This window comes from Skermanella sp. TT6 (assembly GCF_016653635.2).
Lineage (GTDB): Bacteria > Pseudomonadota > Alphaproteobacteria > Azospirillales > Azospirillaceae > Skermanella > Skermanella cutis.
The window spans coordinates 1431111-1448684 of the sequence record NZ_CP067420.1; the positions used below are offsets into that span (position 1 = coordinate 1431111).

General features: G+C 64.8%; 20 protein-coding genes. 11 read left to right on the forward strand and 9 right to left on the reverse strand.

What is annotated here, in order from left to right; translation table 11 throughout:
* Positions 1 to 151: 151 nt before the first annotated feature.
* Positions 152 to 463: a hypothetical protein gene (locus IGS68_RS06630; RefSeq protein ID WP_201078301.1), complete on the reverse strand. Its 312-nt coding sequence runs from the start codon at positions 461 to 463 to the stop codon at positions 152 to 154.
* 198 nt (positions 464 to 661) lie between these two features.
* Between IGS68_RS06630 and IGS68_RS06635 the strand changes: the two genes are divergently transcribed.
* Positions 662 to 2005, forward strand: a complete 1344-nt coding sequence (locus IGS68_RS06635; RefSeq protein WP_201078302.1) for a glutamine synthetase family protein — start codon at positions 662 to 664, stop codon at positions 2003 to 2005.
* Positions 2006 to 2354: 349 nt separating this feature from the next.
* Here IGS68_RS06635 and IGS68_RS06640 read toward each other — a convergent pair whose 3' ends face one another.
* Complete coding sequence (locus tag IGS68_RS06640; RefSeq protein WP_201078304.1) at positions 2355 to 2834, reverse strand: hypothetical protein; 480 nt, start codon at positions 2832 to 2834, stop codon at positions 2355 to 2357.
* A complete protein-coding gene (locus tag IGS68_RS06645; protein ID WP_201078305.1) occupies positions 2831 to 3043 on the reverse strand; it encodes a hypothetical protein in 213 nt (70 codons plus the stop codon). The genes IGS68_RS06640 and IGS68_RS06645 overlap by 4 nt, the downstream gene beginning before the upstream one ends.
* Positions 3044 to 3430: 387 nt before the next feature.
* Here IGS68_RS06645 and IGS68_RS06650 point away from each other — a divergent pair, with 387 nt between their 5' ends.
* The 4 genes from IGS68_RS06650 to IGS68_RS06665 all read left to right on the forward strand — a co-directional run bounded on the left by IGS68_RS06650 (position 3431) and on the right by IGS68_RS06665 (position 7626).
* Positions 3431 to 4531: a polyamine ABC transporter substrate-binding protein gene (locus tag IGS68_RS06650; RefSeq protein ID WP_201078306.1), complete on the forward strand. Its 1101-nt coding sequence runs from the start codon at positions 3431 to 3433 to the stop codon at positions 4529 to 4531.
* Between the two features lie 95 nt (positions 4532 to 4626).
* Positions 4627 to 5772: an ABC transporter ATP-binding protein gene (locus IGS68_RS06655; protein WP_201078307.1), complete on the forward strand. Its 1146-nt coding sequence runs from the start codon at positions 4627 to 4629 to the stop codon at positions 5770 to 5772.
* A gap of 106 nt (positions 5773 to 5878) precedes the next feature.
* Positions 5879 to 6790 (forward strand): ABC transporter permease subunit, encoded by a 912-nt coding sequence (locus IGS68_RS06660; RefSeq protein WP_201081137.1) that lies wholly within the window; start codon positions 5879 to 5881, stop codon positions 6788 to 6790.
* On the forward strand, positions 6790 to 7626 hold the full coding sequence (locus IGS68_RS06665; RefSeq protein ID WP_201081139.1) for an ABC transporter permease subunit: 837 nt from the start codon (positions 6790 to 6792) through the stop codon (positions 7624 to 7626). Before IGS68_RS06660 ends, IGS68_RS06665 begins: the two co-directional genes overlap by 1 nt.
* Positions 7627 to 7663: 37 nt before the next feature.
* On the opposite strand, the gene IGS68_RS06670 is transcribed toward IGS68_RS06665, so the two are convergent.
* Positions 7664 to 7855, reverse strand: coding sequence for a hypothetical protein (locus IGS68_RS06670; RefSeq protein WP_201078308.1), 192 nt, complete (start codon positions 7853 to 7855; stop codon positions 7664 to 7666).
* Positions 7856 to 8058: 203 nt separating this feature from the next.
* Here IGS68_RS06670 and aguA point away from each other — a divergent pair, with 203 nt between their 5' ends.
* The 4 genes from aguA (at position 8059) to IGS68_RS06690 (ending at position 10883) form a co-directional block, all read left to right on the forward strand.
* Positions 8059 to 9072, forward strand: coding sequence for an agmatine deiminase (gene aguA, locus IGS68_RS06675; RefSeq protein WP_201078309.1), 1014 nt, complete (start codon positions 8059 to 8061; stop codon positions 9070 to 9072).
* Between the two features lie 99 nt (positions 9073 to 9171).
* A complete protein-coding gene (locus IGS68_RS06680) occupies positions 9172 to 9468 on the forward strand; it encodes a hypothetical protein (RefSeq protein ID WP_201078310.1) in 297 nt (98 codons plus the stop codon).
* Between the two features lie 35 nt (positions 9469 to 9503).
* A complete protein-coding gene (locus IGS68_RS06685) occupies positions 9504 to 10115 on the forward strand; it encodes a LysE family translocator (RefSeq protein WP_201078312.1) in 612 nt (203 codons plus the stop codon).
* Between the two features lie 258 nt (positions 10116 to 10373).
* The gene (locus tag IGS68_RS06690) at positions 10374 to 10883 is read left to right on the forward strand and encodes a DUF305 domain-containing protein (RefSeq protein WP_201078314.1); all 510 of its coding nucleotides are present in this window, start codon (positions 10374 to 10376) and stop codon (positions 10881 to 10883) included.
* 96 nt (positions 10884 to 10979) lie between these two features.
* Here IGS68_RS06690 and IGS68_RS06695 read toward each other — a convergent pair whose 3' ends face one another.
* The 5 genes from IGS68_RS06695 to IGS68_RS06715 form a co-directional block, all read right to left on the reverse strand.
* Positions 10980 to 11582, reverse strand: a complete 603-nt coding sequence (locus IGS68_RS06695; RefSeq protein ID WP_201078316.1) for an ATP-dependent Clp protease proteolytic subunit — start codon at positions 11580 to 11582, stop codon at positions 10980 to 10982.
* A 135-nt stretch (positions 11583 to 11717) separates the two neighbouring features.
* Entirely contained in the window at positions 11718 to 12137 is a 420-nt protein-coding gene (locus IGS68_RS06700; protein ID WP_201078318.1) for a PIN domain-containing protein, read from the reverse strand.
* Complete coding sequence (locus tag IGS68_RS06705) at positions 12134 to 12421, reverse strand: AbrB/MazE/SpoVT family DNA-binding domain-containing protein (RefSeq protein ID WP_201078320.1); 288 nt, start codon at positions 12419 to 12421, stop codon at positions 12134 to 12136. Before IGS68_RS06705 ends, IGS68_RS06700 begins: the two co-directional genes overlap by 4 nt.
* Positions 12422 to 12479: 58 nt before the next feature.
* On the reverse strand, positions 12480 to 14669 hold the full coding sequence (gene uvrB, locus IGS68_RS06710) for an excinuclease ABC subunit UvrB (protein WP_412766132.1): 2190 nt from the start codon (positions 14667 to 14669) through the stop codon (positions 12480 to 12482).
* Positions 14670 to 14761: 92 nt separating this feature from the next.
* The gene (locus IGS68_RS06715) at positions 14762 to 15481 is read right to left on the reverse strand and encodes a hypothetical protein (RefSeq protein ID WP_201078321.1); all 720 of its coding nucleotides are present in this window, start codon (positions 15479 to 15481) and stop codon (positions 14762 to 14764) included.
* Positions 15482 to 15705: 224 nt separating this feature from the next.
* Between IGS68_RS06715 and IGS68_RS06720 the strand changes: the two genes are divergently transcribed.
* Both IGS68_RS06720 and IGS68_RS06725 read left to right on the forward strand, forming a co-directional pair.
* Positions 15706 to 16908: an aspartate transaminase gene (locus tag IGS68_RS06720; protein ID WP_201078322.1), complete on the forward strand. Its 1203-nt coding sequence runs from the start codon at positions 15706 to 15708 to the stop codon at positions 16906 to 16908.
* 212 nt (positions 16909 to 17120) lie between these two features.
* The gene (locus tag IGS68_RS06725) at positions 17121 to 17573 is read left to right on the forward strand and encodes a hypothetical protein (RefSeq protein ID WP_201078323.1); all 453 of its coding nucleotides are present in this window, start codon (positions 17121 to 17123) and stop codon (positions 17571 to 17573) included.
* Position 17574 lies beyond the last annotated feature (1 nt).

Consider the following 17574-nt stretch of genomic DNA (forward strand, 5'->3'; position numbering starts at 1 on the left):
GAAGCCTGTTCGGCACCCTTGGGGGCCGCATAGTGCCCCCTTCGATCCTTCCGCACAACGGCGATACCCGCGGACGGAGGTGCCCGCGGGCGGCGATGTCCCGGCCGGCGATATCCGGGCCGGCGATGTCCCGGCCGAAGGGGGCGTCAGCTCAGAGGGGTTCGCCGCGGGTCACCGGGGTCACCGGAGCGGCCAGCGGAGCCGGTGCCGCCGTCGCTCCGCCGGACTGGTACGACGGCCGGGTCTGGTCCGGATAGGGTTGGGCCGGGACCGCTTGCGGCGCCGTCAGGTCCTGGCCCCGCGCCGGGGCATAGCCCTGCTGGCGTCGGGTCTCCTGGACCTGCGGGTCGTTCTCGACCCGGTTGATGACGAACTTGGTGCCGTCGGCGACACCGCTGGCGACCATTTCGATGACTCCGCAGCCGGACAGCAGCAGCGGCAAGGCCAGGAAAGCAATGCGCATGGAGGATCCTTCACTTCGTACTCCCGATGCGCTAAGGCCACGACGCTCCGGGTGCAAGCACCAAATCGGGGTTGGCCAAGCGAATTTCGCCCAACCCGCAACGGCCCCCCTGGCGCGTGCCGCGGCATCGACCCATAATGGCCGGTGTCAGGCGCAACAACGCGGAGCCGGCCGGGGTGCGCCCGAGCCGTCAGATGTATGAACCTCCTCAGCGATTTCATCCAGGGCCGCCAGATCACCGAGGTCGAGTGTCTCGTTCCGGACATGTCCGGGATCGCGCGCGGCAAGATCCTGCCGGCCGAGAAGTTCCTCCGAATCCTGCGCGAGCGCGGCTTGCGCATGCCGGAGGCGATCTTCATCCAGACGGTGACCGGCGAGTACCCGGATGACGAGGACGTCACCAGCCCGGCCAATTCCGACATCTACATGCGCCCCGACGAGAACACGATCCGCATGGTGCCCTGGTACGCGGAGGCGACCGCCCAGGTGATCAGCGACTGCGACTATGCCGACGGCAGCCCGGTGGACATCTCGCCCCGATGGGTGCTGAAGCGGGTGCTGGAGCTGTACGAAGAGCGCGGCTGGCAGCCGATCGTGGCCCCCGAGCTGGAGTTCTTCCTGGTCCAGATCAACAAGGACCCGGATTATCCGCTGGTGCCGCCGGTCGGCCGCTCCGGCCGGACCGAGAGCGGCCGGCAGGCCTACGGCATCGACGCGGTCAACGAGTTCGACCCGATCTTCGAGGACGTCTACGACTACTGCGAAGCCCAGAGGATCGACATCGACACGCTGACCCACGAGGCCGGCGCGGCGCAGATCGAGATCAACTTCAACCACGGTGATGCGCTGGAACTGGCCGACCAGGTCTTCCTGTTCAAGCGGACGGTGCGGGAGACCGCGATCCGGCACAATGTCTACGCCACGTTCATGGCGAAGCCCATGCAGGGCGAGCCGGGCAGCGCCATGCACGTCCACCAGAGCGTGGTCGACAAGAACACCGGGCAGAACCTGTTCTCGACCGAGGACGGGGAGGACACGCCGCTGTTCCTCAGCCACATCGCCGGCCTCCAGAAGTACCTTCCTTCGGCGATGCCGCTGCTCGCGCCCAACGTCAATTCGTACCGCCGCCTGATCGCCGGCTCGGACGCCCCGATCAACGTCCATTGGGGCCGCGACAACCGCACCACCGGTTTTCGCGTCCCGGTCTCGCCGCCGGAGTCGCGGCGGGTCGAGAACCGCGTGGCCGGCGCAGACGCCAATCCCTACCTGGCGCTCGCCGCCTCTCTCGCCTGCGGCTATATCGGCATGATCCAGTCGCTGGAGCCGACCGACCCGGTCAAGGGCAGCGCCCACCGGCTGGCCTACACGTTGCCGCGACACCAGTCCGACGCGATCACCAAGTTCAATGCCTGCAAGCCGCTCCGCGAGATCTTCGGCGAACGCTTCGTCGCCGCCGTGACCCATGTCAAGCAAGCGGAGTACGATGCCTACCAGCGGGTGATCAGCTCCTGGGAGCGTGAGAACCTGCTGCTGAACGTGTGAGGACCGTTCCTAGAGCTGTGCCCGATCAGGTCGATCCGAAGCGTTGCGCCGTGGGCGCAACCTATGATCGTCGGCCCGCATCACCTCCGCCCTGCATCGAGCCGCAGGTTGCGCCCCTGGCGCAACACGGTGCGACGAATGTAACGGCCGGCTGCGAGGACCGGAGCGGTTCAAGCTGATCGGGCACATCTCCAGCGATGCGGCGATGCCGACCGGGGGTGTGCCGGCAGGACGCAGGTCACGCGGTTCGCGTCCGCTTCCAGGATCGTCGGGATGCCTTGCCCTTCCGCCTGGGCGATCTGCAGGCGGCTGAGCGTGGCGCTTCAGCGGGCGCCGTCCTTCAATTGTATCAGGCCGCCATGCTCGGCGCGATCGCGTCGAAAACGATGCCCAAGGTCTCCTGATTGGCGTGGCGTCTCGACATCTGGTAGGCGGTTTCGAGTACCCTCCTGTCAGGTAGGTCCATGCGAAGGAGCACGGACTGAACGGCGTAGATCGCCGCAAGATCCTGGATCAGGCGGATCAGGCCGTGGCTTTGGCCTTGCTCTGCCACATGCACGATCTTGAATCGTCCCAGCCTGAAAGCGATGATGCCCGCGATCTTGCCGGGAGACAGGCCGTCGGCAGGTTGCCTGCGCCGGAACAACGCGGTCAAGTCGATATCGGCTTCATCGAGCGCGAGTCTCAGCTCCCGCTCAGAATAGGATACAAGGCTGAACTCGAGACGGACTGTCCTGCATGCATTGATCAAGGAGCGTGCGTAAGCCTCAAGCAGCTTTTCGCGTGTGCGATGAGAAAGTACCTCGCCTTCCAGACCGCCTTCGCTCATTCGTCATTCGATTCCTTCAAGAGGTCGGCGACGGCATCCAGGTTGGTCGGTACGAAAGGCTCCCTGCATACCAGATCCTCCAACTCCCGCGCGGTTCGAAGTCCGTGATTGAAGCTGACGGCGCTACGCTGATAGTCAGAGTTGTTCATGCGCTCGATCGATTGCCGGAACTCTTCCGGATCGTCAGCTATGACGGCAAGGTTGGGCATGGGATGGCCTCTGACAGGGTGGCGTGGTGCTCGCGTTGTGGGAAGCCGGCGGGGCATGCCTACCGTCCTCGGAAGAAATCCGAGCCGGGCTGCCGTGCGATCCTCCAAGGAGCTATGACGGCATGAATTTACCTCTTTTTCGCGCATATGCGAATTAATTCAGAAAATTGGTCGTGGGCTGCGTCAAGCTGCCTCCGCCCCATCCTCGTCGTCTCCGGCAGACCCGCCAAAGCTTTGCAGCGAATGTTTGCGTTGCGGCGTTGACAACCCCCCTGCCCATGAGTGCAATAGCCGCCGACGCGGCGATGCCCAAACCGGTCGGCGTAACGGGCGCGCGTCCGCTCGGCCGGAGTGATGAAATTTGCAAGAATGTCGGGGTTCAGCGGGATGAAGCAGAGGATCGTAAGCAGCCTGATCGGCGCCGTTGCCGCCGTCGCCGTCTTGGCGCCGGGCCTGGCGTCGGCACAGACGGTCAACATCTACAATTGGAACGATTATATCGGCGAGACGACCCTTGAGGACTTCAAGGCGGAAACCGGTATCTCCTACAATTACGACATCTACGACAACCTCGAGATCCTGGAGCAGAAACTGCTGGTCGGCCGCTCCGGGTACGACATCGTGGTGCCCACCGCCGAGCCGACCATGAGCCGGCTGATCAAGGCCGGGGCTCTCCAGAAGCTCGACAAGTCGAAGATCCCGAACCTGAACAACCTCGACCCCGTGCTGATGAAGCAGGTCGAGCGCTCCGACCCCGGCAACGAGTACGGCGTCATCTATCAGTGGGGCACCATCGGGATCGGCATCAACGCCGAGAAGATCAAGGCCCTGATGCCCGACGCGCCGCTCGACAGCTTCGACCTGATCTTCGATCCGGAAGTCGCCAAGAAGATCGCCCCCTGCGGCATCACGATCCTCGATTCGGCGACCGACACTTTCCCGACCGTGCTTCACTATCTCGGCCTCGATCCCAACTCGGACAAGGCGGACGACCTGAAGAAGGCCGAGGAGACGCTGATGAAGATCCGCCCCTACGTGAAGAACTTCGTCACGGGGCAGAACATCAACAACCTCGCGGCCGGCGACGCCTGCGTGGCGCTGGCCTATTCGGGCGACGTGATCCAGGCCCAGGCCCGCGCCGCCGAGGCCAATGCCGGCGTGACCGTCGATTACGTCGTGCCGAAGGAGGGCGTCCAGCTCTGGTTCGACATGATGACGGTGACCGCCGACTCGCCGAACGCCGACGCGGCCCACAAATTCATCAACTTCGTCCTGAAGCCCGAGGTGATGGCCGGCATCACCAACTTCACCAACTACGCCAACGCCGTCCCTGCGTCGCTGGAGCAGGTGGACGAGGCGGTCAAGAGCAACCCGGCGGTCTTCCCGTCGGAGGAGGCGAAGCGGAACATGTTCACCGTCTCGGCCGTGTCGCCGGCGGCCGAACGGCTGCGCACCCGTTCCTGGACCCGGGTCAAGACCGGTCAGTAAGCGGGTACCGCTATCCAAAGGAGTCAAGCCCCGGCCGGTCGCGACGGCCGGGGCTTCTGTTTGCCGGATGCCGTGATCGCAGGGAGAACCCGGAAATGGCTCAGCCCAACCGCAAGATCAAGCTGGAACCCTGGCAGGATCCCAAGGAACAGCCCTATGTGAGGATCGAGAAGGTCACGAAGAAGTTCGGCGACTTCACGGCCGTGGACGACGTCTCCTTGTCGATCTACCGGGGGGAACTGTTCTCGCTGCTGGGCGGGTCGGGCAGCGGCAAGACCACGCTCCTGCGCATGCTGGCCGGCTTCGAGATGCCGACCTCGGGCAAGATCTTCATCGACGGCGTCGACATGTCGAACATTCCGCCGTACGACCGCCCGGTCAACATGATGTTCCAGAGCTACGCCCTGTTCCCGCACATGACGGTCGAGCAGAACATCGCCTTCGGCCTGAAGCAGGACCGCGTGCCGCGCGACCAGATCCGCCAGCGCGTCGCCGAGGTGCTGGAACTGGTCCAGCTCGGCCGCTTCGCCAAGCGCCGGCCGCACCAGCTTTCCGGCGGCCAGCGGCAGCGCGTGGCGCTGGCCCGAAGCCTCGTCAAGCGGCCCAAGCTGCTGCTGCTGGACGAGCCGCTGGGCGCGCTCGACCGGCGCCTGCGCGAGCAGACCCAGTTCGAGCTGGTCAATATCCAGGAGCAGGTCGGCATCACCTTCGTGATCGTGACCCACGACCAGGAGGAGGCCATGACCATGTCGTCCAGGATCGCCGTGATGAACAGCGGCTGGATCGCCCAGGTCGGCACGCCCGCCGAAGTCTACGAGTATCCCAACTCGAAATACGTGGCCGAGTTCGTCGGCTCGGTCAACATGTTCGCCGGCCGCATCCTGGAGGACGAGCCCGACCACGTGCTGATCCAGTCGGAGGAGGCCGGGTGCGACCTCTACATCAACCACGGCGTCCCCGTCCCGCTGGGCACTCCGGTGTCGGTCGCCGTCCGGCCGGAGAAGATGGCGCTCTCCAAGGAGCCCCCGGCGACGGGCGGCGGCCGCAATGCGACCCGCGGGACGGTACGGGAGATCGCTTACCTGGGCAACCTGTCGATCTATCTGATCGAACTGGAGTCCGGTAAGATGGTCCGCGTCACCCAGCCGAACTTCAGCCGGCTGACCGAGATGCCGATCACCTGGGAGGACCGCGTGTACGTCACCTGGCAGCCCTTCGCGGGCGTCGTGCTGACCCAATGAGGAAGCTCCGATGAGCAGGCAGGGTTTCGTTCCGCTGGGAGACCGCATGAGCAAGGACGCGCCGTCGCCGGGCTTCGACCTGGGCCAGTTCCTTCCCGTCCGCCTGATGCTGGACCTGCTGCGCCGGCTGGGCCTGATGGGGCGCGGGCTGGTCATCATGGTTCCGTATGTCTGGCTGCTGCTGTTCTTCCTGATCCCCTTCGCGATCGTGCTGAAGATCAGCTTCTCCGAAGCCGCGATCGCGATCCCGCCCTATACCGCCCTGGTCGAGTGGGCGGAGGAGACGTACCTGACCATCCGGCTGAATTTCGGCAGCTACCTGTTCCTGCTGACCGACAGCCTGTACGCGGTGGCCTATCTCAATTCGCTGAAGATCGCCTTCGTCTCGACCGTGCTGTGCCTGCTGCTGGGCTATCCCATGGCCTACGGCATCGCCAAGGCGCCGCAGGCCTGGCGCGGGCCGCTGCTGATGCTGATCATCCTGCCGTTCTGGACCTCGTTCCTGATCCGGGTCTATGCCTGGATCGGCATCCTGAAGCAGGAGGGGCTGCTCAACAACTTCCTGCTCTGGCTGGGCGTCATCGACGCGCCGCTCCAGATCCTCTACACCGATACGTCGATCTATATCGGCATCGTCTATTCCTACCTGCCGTTCATGATCCTGCCGCTCTACGCGACCCTGGAGAAGCTGGACGACACCCTGCTGGAGGCGGCGGCCGACCTGGGCGCCAAGCCTTTCACGGCGTTTCTCAGCGTCACGCTGCCGCTGTCGGTGCCCGGCATCGTCGCCGGCTCGCTGCTGGTCTTCATCCCCGCCGTCGGCGAGTTCGTGATTCCGTCCCTGCTGGGCGGGCCCAACACGCTGATGATCGGCGCCGTGCTGTGGAACGAGTTCTTCGCCAACCGCGACTGGCCGGTCGCCTCGGCCGTGGCGATAGCGCTTCTCCTGTTCCTCGTGGTTCCGATCATGCTGTTCCAGTATTACCAAGGCAAGCAGCAGGAGGCGGCAAGACAATGATGCGACGCTCCAGCTTCGTGCTCACCATGATGGCGTTCGGCTACGCGTTCCTCTACGTGCCGATCATCCTGCTGATCATCTATTCCTTCAACGAGAGCCGCCTCGTCACCGTCTGGGGCGGCTGGTCGACCAAGTGGTATGCGGGACTGCTGAACAACGACCAGATGCTGTCCGCAGCCTGGCTGTCGCTGCGCATCGCGGCGCTCAGCGCCACCTTCTCGGTCGTGCTGGGCACGCTGGCCGGCATGGCGATGGCCCGGTTCGGCCGGTTCCGCGGCAGGACCCTGTTCGGCGGCATGATCACGGCGCCGCTGGTCATGCCGGAGGTGATCACCGGCCTGTCGCTGCTGCTGCTGTTCGTCTCCCTGGAACAGTTCATCGGCTGGCCCGAGGGGCGCGGCATGACCACCATCACCATAGCCCACATCACCTTCACCATGGCCTTCGTCGCGGTCATCGTGCAGTCCAGGCTGGTCAGCCTGGATGAATCGATCGAGGAGGCGGCGATGGACCTGGGCGCTCGGCCGGCCAAGATCTTCTTCGTGATCACCCTGCCGATCATCTCGCCGGCCATCGTGTCGGGCTGGCTGCTGGCTTTCACGCTGTCGCTGGACGACCTCGTCATCGCCAGCTTCGTGTCGGGTCCGGCCTCGACCACGCTGCCCATGGTGATCTTCTCCAGCGTGCGCCTCGGCGTGACGCCGGAGATCAACGCGCTGGCGACGATCATCGTCGCCCTGGTGACGACCGGCATCATCGTGGCCGGAGTTTTCATGGCCCGCCAGGAAAGAATCAGGAAGCAGGACGAACAGATGGCGGCCTCGTCGAACGCTTGAGTTTTTCGGCTTTTCTTCGCCGGTGCGGGATTGGTCTTCATGCGCGGGGCTGCATTATCTCATGCGCGCCGCGCATGGCGGCCCCGGCGGAGCGGGGCAGGGGGTTGTCTTTCTCCCGGCAGGGGAATAACTTCTTCATCAGGTGAAACTGCTGAAGAGGCGTATCGTGAATTTCCTCGTGTTCCTTGGCCTGCTCCGTCTCGGCCCCGCCGCCCAGACCCGCTTCCAACGTCCGGCCACCTCGTCCGAGTGGTTCCCGGCCCAACATCCCCCGACCAGGCGCCGCGATTAGAGCGCTTCGGCCTCGTTTCTTTTTTCAAAGAAAATTTTCCGATTATCCCGGCCGGGTTCGCTCCCGTTCCGGGAGGTTGCCAAGATCGCGCCCCGGTGGTTAGTGTCACCGGGGCGTATTCATTGAGGGGGTATCAGACCATGTCCACTCCAGCCGCGGACGGTTTCCGCATGCCGGCGGAATGGGAACGCCACAGCCGCTGCTGGATGGCGTGGCCCTGCCGCCCCGAGACTTTCGCCGGCGGCATCGACGCCGCCTGCGCCGCCTATGCCGAGGTCGCCCAGAGCATCGCCCAGTTCGAGCCCGTCGCCATGGTGTGCAACCAGGCCGACGTGGCCGAGGTGTCCCTGGCCTGCGGCCCGGGGATCGAGGTGCTGCCCATGCCGATCAGCGACAGCTGGATCCGGGACACCGGGCCGACCTTCGTCGTCAACGACGCGGGCCAGGTCGCCGGCGTCGATTGGGGCTTCAACGCCTGGGGCAATAACTACCCGGACCATCAGGTCGATGCTGAACTGGCTGGGCATGTGCTGGAGCATCTGGGACTGCCGCGCTACCAGGCGCCGCTGATCCTGGAGGGCGGCTCCTTCCATGTGGACGGGGAGGGCACCCTGATCACGACCGAGGAATGCCTGCTCAATCCCAACCGCAATCCCAACCTGGGCAAATCGGAGATCGAGCAGCACCTGAAGGACTATCTCGGCGTCCGCCAGGTGATCTGGCTCGGCCGCGGCTACGAGCAGGACGAGACCGACGGCCACATCGACGAGATCGCCTGCTTCGCCCGGCCGGGCGTGGTGCTGGCGCTGACCACCGACGACACCGGCGATCCCAATTTCAAGATCTTCCAGGACAACCTGGACCGCCTGAAGGCCGCCCGCGACGCCCATGGCCGCGAGATCGAGGTGGTGCCGCTCCGCCAGCCGCACCGCCGCGACCACAACGGCGTCCGCCTGACCCTGTCCTACACCAATTTCTACATCGCCAACGGCGGCATCGTGATGCCGGCCTACGAGGACGCCGCCGACGACGAGGCCTTCCGCACCCTGCGCAAGGTGTTCCCGGACCGGGAGGTGCTCCAGGTGCTGGCCCTCGACATCGTGAAGGGCGGAGGCGGCATCCACTGCATCACCCAGCAGCAGCCGGCCGGCTGAGAGACGTTATGGGAAGCTTCGTGACTCCGCAGTAAAGTTGTGTCATCATAAGGCCGCTCGACCGCTAAGCACCCCTCAACCAGCTTCAAGGTGCGGGTCATGAACGTCAACATACCGCCGGTACAGCCACCGATCGTCGCCAAGCCGTACAATGCGGCCTCGGCGGCTTATGCGGTCAATCCTGCGATGGCGGCGGCCATGCAGACCGCGACCGTCACGCGGACCCAGACGGTCCAGGCCCCCGCCCCGGTCTACAAGGCCGAGGCACCCCGGCGCGCGATGAGTTCGACCGAGACCGGCCAATCCGTCGATACGACGGCGCAGGCTCTGTCCACCCGCACCTCCGGGGGTGGGGCGGCGAAGGGGCGCGGCAGTCTGGTGGACATCCGGGCGTAGGCTTCATCTCTGGAGGCCGCCCTCTGGAGACTGTCGTGGGCATCGACTTCCTGGTAACGTCGCTGATCGTTGTCGCATCGCCCGGTACCGGAGTCCTGTTCACCCTGGCGGCGGGTCTCTCTCGCGGGTTTCGGGCAAGCCTGATCGCGGCCTTCGGCTGCACCCTGGGCATCATCCCGCACATGGCCGCCGCGATCCTGGGCTTGGCGGCGTTGCTCCATGCCAGCGCGATGGCGTTCCAGATCCTCAAGTACCTGGGCGTGGCCTACCTGCTCTACATGGCCTGGAACACGCTGAGGAAACAGGGCGCGCTCAGCGTCGACAAGGACGTCACCCCCCGGTCGGCGGTCCAGGTGATCGTCTCCGCCGTCCTGGTCAATATCCTCAACCCGAAACTGTCGATCTTCTTCCTGGCGTTCCTGCCGCAGTTCGTCAGCGCCACCGAACCGCATCCGCTCCCGCGCATGCTGGAACTCAGCGCCGTCTTCATGCTGCTGACCTTCGCCGCCTTCGTCGGCTATGGGATCTTCGCCGCCTCGATCCGGAGCCACGTGATCTCTCGACCGCGCGTGCTGCTCTGGATGCGGCGGACCTTTGCCGGCGCCTTCGCGGCGCTGGGGGCGAAGCTGGCTTTTGCCGATCGGTGATGCTCCGCAGGTCCATTAGCCCTGCCACGCCATAGTTTCCACGGCAGTCCGCGTTGGTTCAGGGGCGGTCGGTCGGAAGGATCGTGCGTCCTGTACTCGACGACCATTTCCAGAACGTGCCGACATAAATGAAAGTTAAATAAAAATGCGATTGTGGCGGCATGTGCCGCTTCACCCAATGTGGTGAACCAGCCCGATATGACATCTGTTTACTGCAAGCGGATCCTGCATCGGCTGATTACCAGAAAGGTGGATGTCATGAGTTATGCCCGTTTTGCTGCAATGATTTTAGTATCGACAGTTGTGATGTTCATTCTGATGTATCTAAACACTTATGAAGTGGAGCATATATTCTACAGCCAGACACGAACCTGGATGGCCATCGTGATGGGGGCAGCCATGGCCATCATCATGATGCTATTCATGAGGAAGATGTACGGAAACAACACGGTGAACATCGCCATTCTGATCGGCGGCGCGGTGGTGTTCTCCGGCGCGCTCTGGCTGGTGCGCAGCCAGGAAACGGTGACCGACGTGTCCTACATGAAGGCAATGATCCCGCATCATTCGATCGCCATCATGACCAGTGAACGCGCTCATATTCGTGATCCTCGCGTGCGTCAGCTCGCAGACCAGATTATCGAGGCACAGGTTCGTGAGATCGCCGAGATGAAGCAGCTGATCGCCGACCTCGACCGGAACCCACCCCCACCGGACGCACCCGACCTGATGCCGAAAGCGAGGCAAGGCGAAGTTGCGCGCCCATAGGTGCGCCACGGAGGCGCTTGTTCAGCAAGTACGAAAAATGCGGGCCGAAGCCCGCATTCCGATCTTTCAGCACTGTCGAAAACTTCAGGCAGGCCCTCAGTCGATCTCCCGGGCGCCCTGGACGATCCGGCTGACGATGCCGTAGTCCTTCGCCTCTTCGGCGGACATCCAGTAGTTCCGGTCGGTGTCCTTCTCGACCTGCTCCAGCGGCTGGCCGGTTTCGCGGGCGATGATCTCGTTGATGCGGCGGCGCATCTTGATGATCTCCTTCGCCTCGATCGCGATGTCCGTCGCCCGTCCGCCGGCGCCGCCCAGCGGCTGGTGGATCAGGAAGCGGGTGTTCGGCAGGCAGAGCCGGTTTTCCTTCTTCGCGGCGAGATAGATGTGCGCGCCGGCGCTGGCGACCCAGCCGGTGCCGATCATCTTCACCTGCGGGGTGATGAACCGGATCATGTCGTGGATGCTGTCGCCCGACTCCACGTGGCCGCCCGGCGAGTTGATGATGATCCGGATCGGATCGTCATTCTCGACCGCCAGGGCCAGAAGCTGGGCGCAGGTGCTTTCGGCGACCTTCTGGTTGATCTCGCCGAAGATCATGACCGTGCGCGACTTGAACAGGTTTTGAAGAACCGTGCTGAACGGTGCCGGGGTCGGCTTGGGCGTCTCTTCCTTCGGCTCTTCGTCCATGACCCAAAACATCAAATTCTCCTCGGACCTCACACCGCGCGGAGGCGCACGGCGAATTTCGTTCGCATGACTTGCATAGCCGGATTTGCCCGCGGGTTCAACTGCTGGCCGAGATTCCGATGGGCCACCAGCGGCCGGCATTCGGATTCAATGGGGCTGCGTTCCGATCACCGAGCGAACCGACGAGAAGGCCGGCATGGCTGCGGCACGGCGGTCGAAAGTTGCGGTCGTACGGCAACCGGCAGCACGATTGCGATGTCCGATCAGCGCGTCCGCGAAGTCGAACCCCTCCTTGAAGTCGAAAAGCGCAAGTCGCACCATCTCCTCGCCTTCCACCTTGACCCGCTCCACTCGAAGCAGCAATCCTATCACTTCCGCTATCGAGATCCGGTCGAAGCGGTAGGCGCGCCGGAGCACCCAGACCATTTCGACCAGTACGGGAATCGCGATGAAACCAGGCTCTTCTGCAGAACAGACCTGCTCGATCAGTTGAGCCGCCAGTTCGGATTGCGTAGGATCGTCCTGAAGCAGATACCGGATCACAATGTTGGTATCCAGGCCGATCATGGCTCTTCTTCGCCGGCCATGCCGCTAGCGATCGCTTCCTCCATCTCCTCCAGCGAAACCGGCCGTTCCGGTTTCGGCAGGCATCCGCGGAGGCGCTCGACAGGAACCCGGGCAGGCACCACCAAGACCCTTCCCTGGGGATCGATGACGAACTCGACCTGATCGTCAGGGCCGATCCGCAGATACTCCCGGATGCTCTCCGGAATGGTGTCACCGCCGTCGCTCTTGACCATCGTTGCGGGCATCGGGATCGCGCCTTGCTGAGGGTTTGATCGATAGATCATTTCTTCATATACGCTCGACCCTGTCCGGCGGCAATGCGGCTGAATGCGCTACGAGCCATCACGGCCCCTTGCGCCGCCGCCCCCTCGGCTTTCCCCGTCCGTCGGCGGCGCCGCGCGCGGGTGCCGCCCGGCCGCTGCCGTCGGGAACGGCGCGGTTGGTGCCCAGGCCGATCGCGGGGGCGTCGCCGCCGTCGATCCCCAGGTCCATGGCCTCCAGCCGGCGCAGCTCGTCGCGCAGGCGGGCGGCCTCCTCGAACTCCAGGTCGGCGGCGGCGGTCTTCATGCGGCGTTCCAGGTCGGCCATGTAGGATTTGAGGTTATGGCCGATCATGTTGTTGCGGTCGGCGTCGCCGGTCTTCACCGTCACCCGGTCGCCGCGCTCGTAGACGCTCTCCATGATGTCGGAGATCTGCTTGCGGACCGACTCCGGCGTGATGCCGTTGGCCTCGTTGTAGGCCTTCTGCTTCTCCCGGCGCCGGTTGGTCTCGTCGATCGCCGCCTGGAGGCTGTTGGTCATCTTGTCGGCGTACAGGATCGCCCGTCCGTCCACGTTCCGCGCCGCCCGGCCGATGGTCTGGATCAGCGAGGTGCGGGACCGCAGATAGCCTTCCTTGTCGGCGTCCAGGATCGCCACCAGCCCGCATTCCGGGATGTCCAGGCCCTCGCGCAGCAGGTTGATGCCGATCAGCACGTCGTAGGCGCCCAGCCGCAGGTCGCGGATGATCTCGATCCGCTCCAGCGTCTCCACGTCGGAATGGATGTAGCGGACCTTGATGCCGGCCTCGTGCATGTATTCGGTCAGCGCCTCGGCCATCTTCTTGGTCAGGGTCGTGACGAGCACGCGCTGGCCCTTGGCCGCGCAGTCCTTGCACTCGGCGATCAGGTCGTCCACCTGGGTCTCGGTCGGGCGGATGATCACCGGCGGGTCGGTCAGGCCGGTCGGGCGGACGACCTGCTCGACGAAGACGCCGCCGGTCCGCTCCATCTCCCACGGGCCGGGGGTGGCCGAGACGAACACGCTCTGCGGCCGCATCTCGTCCCATTCCTCGAACTTCAGCGGCCGGTTGTCCTTGCAGGACGGCAGGCGGAAGCCGAAGTCCGACAGCGTCGATTTCCGCATGTAGTCGCCGCGGTACATACCGCCGACCTGCGGCACCATCACGTGGCTCTCGTCCACGATCAGCAGGGCGTTCTTGGGCAGGTACTCGAACAGCGTCGGCGGCGGCTCGCCGGGCTGGCGGCCGGAGAGGTAGCGGGAATAGTTCTCGATGCCGGCGCAGCTTCCGGTCGCCAGCATCATCTCGATGTCGAACTGGGTCCGCTGCTCCAGCCGCTGGGCCTCCAGAAGCTTGCCTTCGGCCTCGAACTCGGCCAGCCGGACCTTCAGGTCGTGCTGGATCTGCTTGATCGCCTGGTGCAGCGTCGGCTTGGGCGTCACGTAGTGGCTGTTGGGGTAGATCTTTACCGCCTGGAGCGCCATCAGCTTCTCGCCGGTCAGCGGGTCGATCTCGAAGATCCCCTCCAGCTCGTCGCCGAACAGCGAGAACCGCCAGGCGCGGTCCTCCATGTGGGCGGGGAACAGCTCGACGGTATCGCCCCGCACCCGGAACGTTCCGCGGCCGAAACCAAGGTCGTTGCGCTTGTATTGCAGGTCGATGAAACGGGACAGCAACTCCGACCGGTTGACCGTCATCCCGGTCTGGAGGCCCAGCGTCATCTCCGAGTAGGTCTCGACCGAGCCGATACCATAGATGCACGACACCGACGCGACGATGATCACGTCGTCGCGTTCCAGCAGCGACCGGGTGGCCGCGTGGCGCATCCGCTCGATCTGCTCGTTGATCGAGCTTTCCTTCTCGATATAGGTGTCGGTGCGTGGGACGTAGGCTTCCGGCGTGTAGTAGTCGTAGTAGGAGACGAAATACTCCACCGCGTTGTTCGGGAAGAAGCTCTTCATCTCGCCGTAGAGCTGGGCGGCCAGGGTCTTGTTCGGCGCCAGCACCAGGGCGGGGCGCTGGATCTCCTGGATCACGTGGGCCATGGTGAAGGTCTTGCCCGACCCGGTGACGCCCAGCAGCACCTGCTCGCGCTCGCCTTGCTGGATGCCGTTCAGCAACTCCTCGATCGCGCGCGGCTGGTCGCCGGCCGGCTTGTAATCGGACACGATCTCGAGCCGCTTGCCCCCCTCCAGCTTCGGCAGGGCGGCGGCTTTCGGCATCAGCATGGGCATGGATGGGGGCATTGTCATGGCTGGTAAGATATTCAACGCGGGCACCCGCTGCCAGTCCCTTGGGAGCGAATCCGTTCACCAAATGATCGCGCCCGATGGCCGCCCCGGCATCACCGTCCGCGGGAGGCCGCCGCGGCGCGCACGGGCACCGGGCCGAGGGTCTTCTTGCCGGGCTTCGCCTTGCGGCCGCCCGTGGCCGCTTCCTGTCCCCCCAGCAGGCCCTTGGCCCGGGCCTGCTCGATGCGGGCCTGGGCGGACGCCACCATGGCGGTGATCGCGGGCCACGCCTGTTCGGTCGCGGAGCTGACGGTGCCGTCCATCTTCAGGACCTCCTCGATCCACCGCTCGAAGTCGGAGGCGCAAACCGCCCCCTTGGGCGCACCGTTCGGGAAACTGACCGTATCCGGAAAAACCACGAGGCCGCGGATCCGCAGCAGGGGAAAGCGGCGCTTGAAGGCGAGGTTCAGGGGCTGGAGTTCCAGCAGCGGATTGACGCAGGTGGTCGTGCCGCCCCGGTTGGAGATCTTCCAGGTCCGGGAGAACTCGCTGCCGGTCACCTCGCCCTTGGCGGAGGCCGCCACCGTCCCGATCAGCACGATGCTCGCCGGCAGGCGGATGATGTGCTCGATGCAGACGATGCGGCCCTGCTTGTCGATGATCCGGACATCGTGCAGGGAGGGATGGTTGAGGTTGTCTATGGTCCTGCGGAGCGTGATCCGCTGGCCCTTGACCTTCGGCGGAGGCGGCGGCCTGAACGCGTACAGCACGGCCATGCCCAGCACGATGAACGCGCTGTAGACAAGCAGTTGGGTGAGGCCTGGGGCGTGCACCGCCGTACGTTTCCATGAACCAAAGTGGAGAAGGGGCGCAACTTTAGCATAGGGAACCCGTAACAGTCGACTCTCCTGTACCATCCTGCATCCGCCGAGGGCAATCGGATGGCCTATCTCCATCGTCCGTGCCGCTTGCACGGGGGAAGCGGCGGGCGTAGGGTCTCCGCCGCGTAGATTCAACAGACCTCGCCCAGATCGAAATCCGCACCGGATCCCATGCCATGCCGTTCATCGCCACCCGCTTGAGCAACATCAAGCCCTCGCCGACCATCGCCGTCACCCAGAAGGCCCGTGAGCTGAAGGCCGCCGGCCGCAACATCATCGGCCTCGGCGCCGGCGAGCCCGACTTCGATACCCCGGACAACATCAAGGAGGCCGCGATCGCGGCGATCCGCTCCGGCGACACGAAGTACACCCCGGTGGACGGCACCCCGGCGCTGAAGAAGGCGATCTGCGCCAAGTTCAAGCGCGAGAACGGGCTGGACTACACGCCGGAGCAGGTGACCGTCGGGACCGGCGGCAAGCAGGTGCTGTACAACGCCCTGATGGCGACCCTGAATCCGGGCGACGAGGTGATCGTCCCGGCACCCTACTGGGTCAGCTATCCCGACATGGTGCTGCTGGCCGACGGCGTGCCCGTTCCGGTAGAATGCCCGGCCGACACCGGCTTCAAGCTCCAGCCCGCGGACCTGGAAAAGGCGATCACGCCGAAGACCAAGTGGCTGATCCTGAACAGCCCCAACAACCCGACCGGCGCCGCCTACACCCGGGCTGAGCTGAAGGCGCTGACCGACGTGCTGGTCCGCCATCCCCATGTCTGGGTGATGACCGACGACATGTACGAGCACCTGAACTATGACGGGTTCGAGTTCACGACCCCGGCCCAGGTCGAGCCGTCGCTGTACGACCGCACCCTGACGGTCAACGGCGTGTCCAAGGCCTATGCCATGACCGGCTGGCGGATCGGCTACGCGGCCGGCCCGAAGGAGCTGATCAAGGCGATGGGCGTGATCCAGAGCCAGAGCACCAGCAACCCGTCCTCGGTCAGCCAGGCGGCCGCCGTCGAGGCGCTGAACGGCCCGCAGGACTTCATCAAGGAACGGGCGGAAGCCTTCAAGGAGCGCCGCGACCTGGTCGTGTCGATGCTGAACCAGGCGAGCGGCATCAAGTGCCACAAGCCGGAAGGTGCCTTTTACGTCTATCCCTCGTGCGAGGGCACGATCGGCAAGACGACCCCGGACGGCAAGGTGATCGGGACGGACGAGGATTTCGTCACCTACCTGCTGGAGTCCGAAGGCGTCGCGGTGGTCCAGGGCTCGGCCTTCGGGCTGGCGCCCTTCTTCCGCATCTCCTACGCGACTTCGACCGCGGAGCTGGAAGAGGCCTGCCAGCGCATCCAGCGCGCCTGCGCGGCGCTGAGGTAAACGGCCGCGAAGGGGGTTCCGCCGCCTGGGCGGAACCCCGGCCCCCCTCCGGTCGGATACCGGCCGAAAGAGAGCGCCCCGGTGTGAACGGGGCGACAGTCCCCGCTGTCATCTCCTGCCAGTCTGGCCCGGTTCGCGTCGCCCTGTCGCGGCGCGGATCGAGTTCAGACGCGCGCTCCCCGAGCAGCGCGGGAGAGGCAACGAGGAAGATCATGAAACTGGAATATGTCTGTTTCGTCGTGGCCGCCGCCGCGGCCCTGACCGGAATGTCCTTCGGCATCTATATGGGCGTGGCGCACGACTTCACGCTCGCCCCGGCGCATGCTCACCTCAACCTGCTGGGATGGGTGACGATGTGCCTCTACGGCCTTTATCACCGGGGGCGAGCCCGTCCCGTCACGCGGTTGGCGAAGGTTCAGGTCGGTACCGGGATCGCCGGTTTCGTCGGGATGGCCGGCGGGCTGGGGGTTCTGCTTTCCACGGGCAACCCGGTCGCCTTCGTGGTCACGCTGGCCGGCTCGTTCCTGGCCATCCTGTCCATGGCGCTGTTCCTGTCGGTGGTCGCCGGCGATGCCCGGGCGGCCCGCGAAAGCCTGGAAACCCGAGGGTCGCGAGGGCGGGAACCGGCGGTTCTGGCCGCCGTCGGCACCGTCATGCCGCGGTAGG

Coding starts and splice junctions, on each gene's coding strand:
- IGS68_RS06630 (WP_201078301.1), bottom strand. CDS start 463: ATGCGCATTGCTTTCCTGGCCTTGCCGCTGCTGCTGTCCGGCTGCGGA.
- IGS68_RS06635 (WP_201078302.1), top strand. CDS start 662: ATGAACCTCCTCAGCGATTTCATCCAGGGCCGCCAGATCACCGAGGTC.
- IGS68_RS06640 (WP_201078304.1), bottom strand. CDS start 2,834: ATGAGCGAAGGCGGTCTGGAAGGCGAGGTACTTTCTCATCGCACACGC.
- IGS68_RS06645 (WP_201078305.1), bottom strand. CDS start 3,043: ATGCCCAACCTTGCCGTCATAGCTGACGATCCGGAAGAGTTCCGGCAA.
- IGS68_RS06650 (WP_201078306.1), top strand. CDS start 3,431: ATGAAGCAGAGGATCGTAAGCAGCCTGATCGGCGCCGTTGCCGCCGTC.
- IGS68_RS06655 (WP_201078307.1), top strand. CDS start 4,627: ATGGCTCAGCCCAACCGCAAGATCAAGCTGGAACCCTGGCAGGATCCC.
- IGS68_RS06660 (WP_201081137.1), top strand. CDS start 5,879: ATGCTGGACCTGCTGCGCCGGCTGGGCCTGATGGGGCGCGGGCTGGTC.
- IGS68_RS06665 (WP_201081139.1), top strand. CDS start 6,790: ATGCGACGCTCCAGCTTCGTGCTCACCATGATGGCGTTCGGCTACGCG.
- aguA (WP_201078309.1), top strand. CDS start 8,059: ATGTCCACTCCAGCCGCGGACGGTTTCCGCATGCCGGCGGAATGGGAA.
- IGS68_RS06680 (WP_201078310.1), top strand. CDS start 9,172: ATGAACGTCAACATACCGCCGGTACAGCCACCGATCGTCGCCAAGCCG.
- IGS68_RS06690 (WP_201078314.1), top strand. CDS start 10,374: ATGAGTTATGCCCGTTTTGCTGCAATGATTTTAGTATCGACAGTTGTG.
- IGS68_RS06695 (WP_201078316.1), bottom strand. CDS start 11,582: ATGTTTTGGGTCATGGACGAAGAGCCGAAGGAAGAGACGCCCAAGCCG.
- IGS68_RS06700 (WP_201078318.1), bottom strand. CDS start 12,137: ATGATCGGCCTGGATACCAACATTGTGATCCGGTATCTGCTTCAGGAC.
- IGS68_RS06705 (WP_201078320.1), bottom strand. CDS start 12,421: ATGATCTATCGATCAAACCCTCAGCAAGGCGCGATCCCGATGCCCGCA.
- uvrB (WP_412766132.1), bottom strand. CDS start 14,669: ATGACAATGCCCCCATCCATGCCCATGCTGATGCCGAAAGCCGCCGCC.
- IGS68_RS06720 (WP_201078322.1), top strand. CDS start 15,706: ATGCCGTTCATCGCCACCCGCTTGAGCAACATCAAGCCCTCGCCGACC.
- IGS68_RS06725 (WP_201078323.1), top strand. CDS start 17,121: ATGAAACTGGAATATGTCTGTTTCGTCGTGGCCGCCGCCGCGGCCCTG.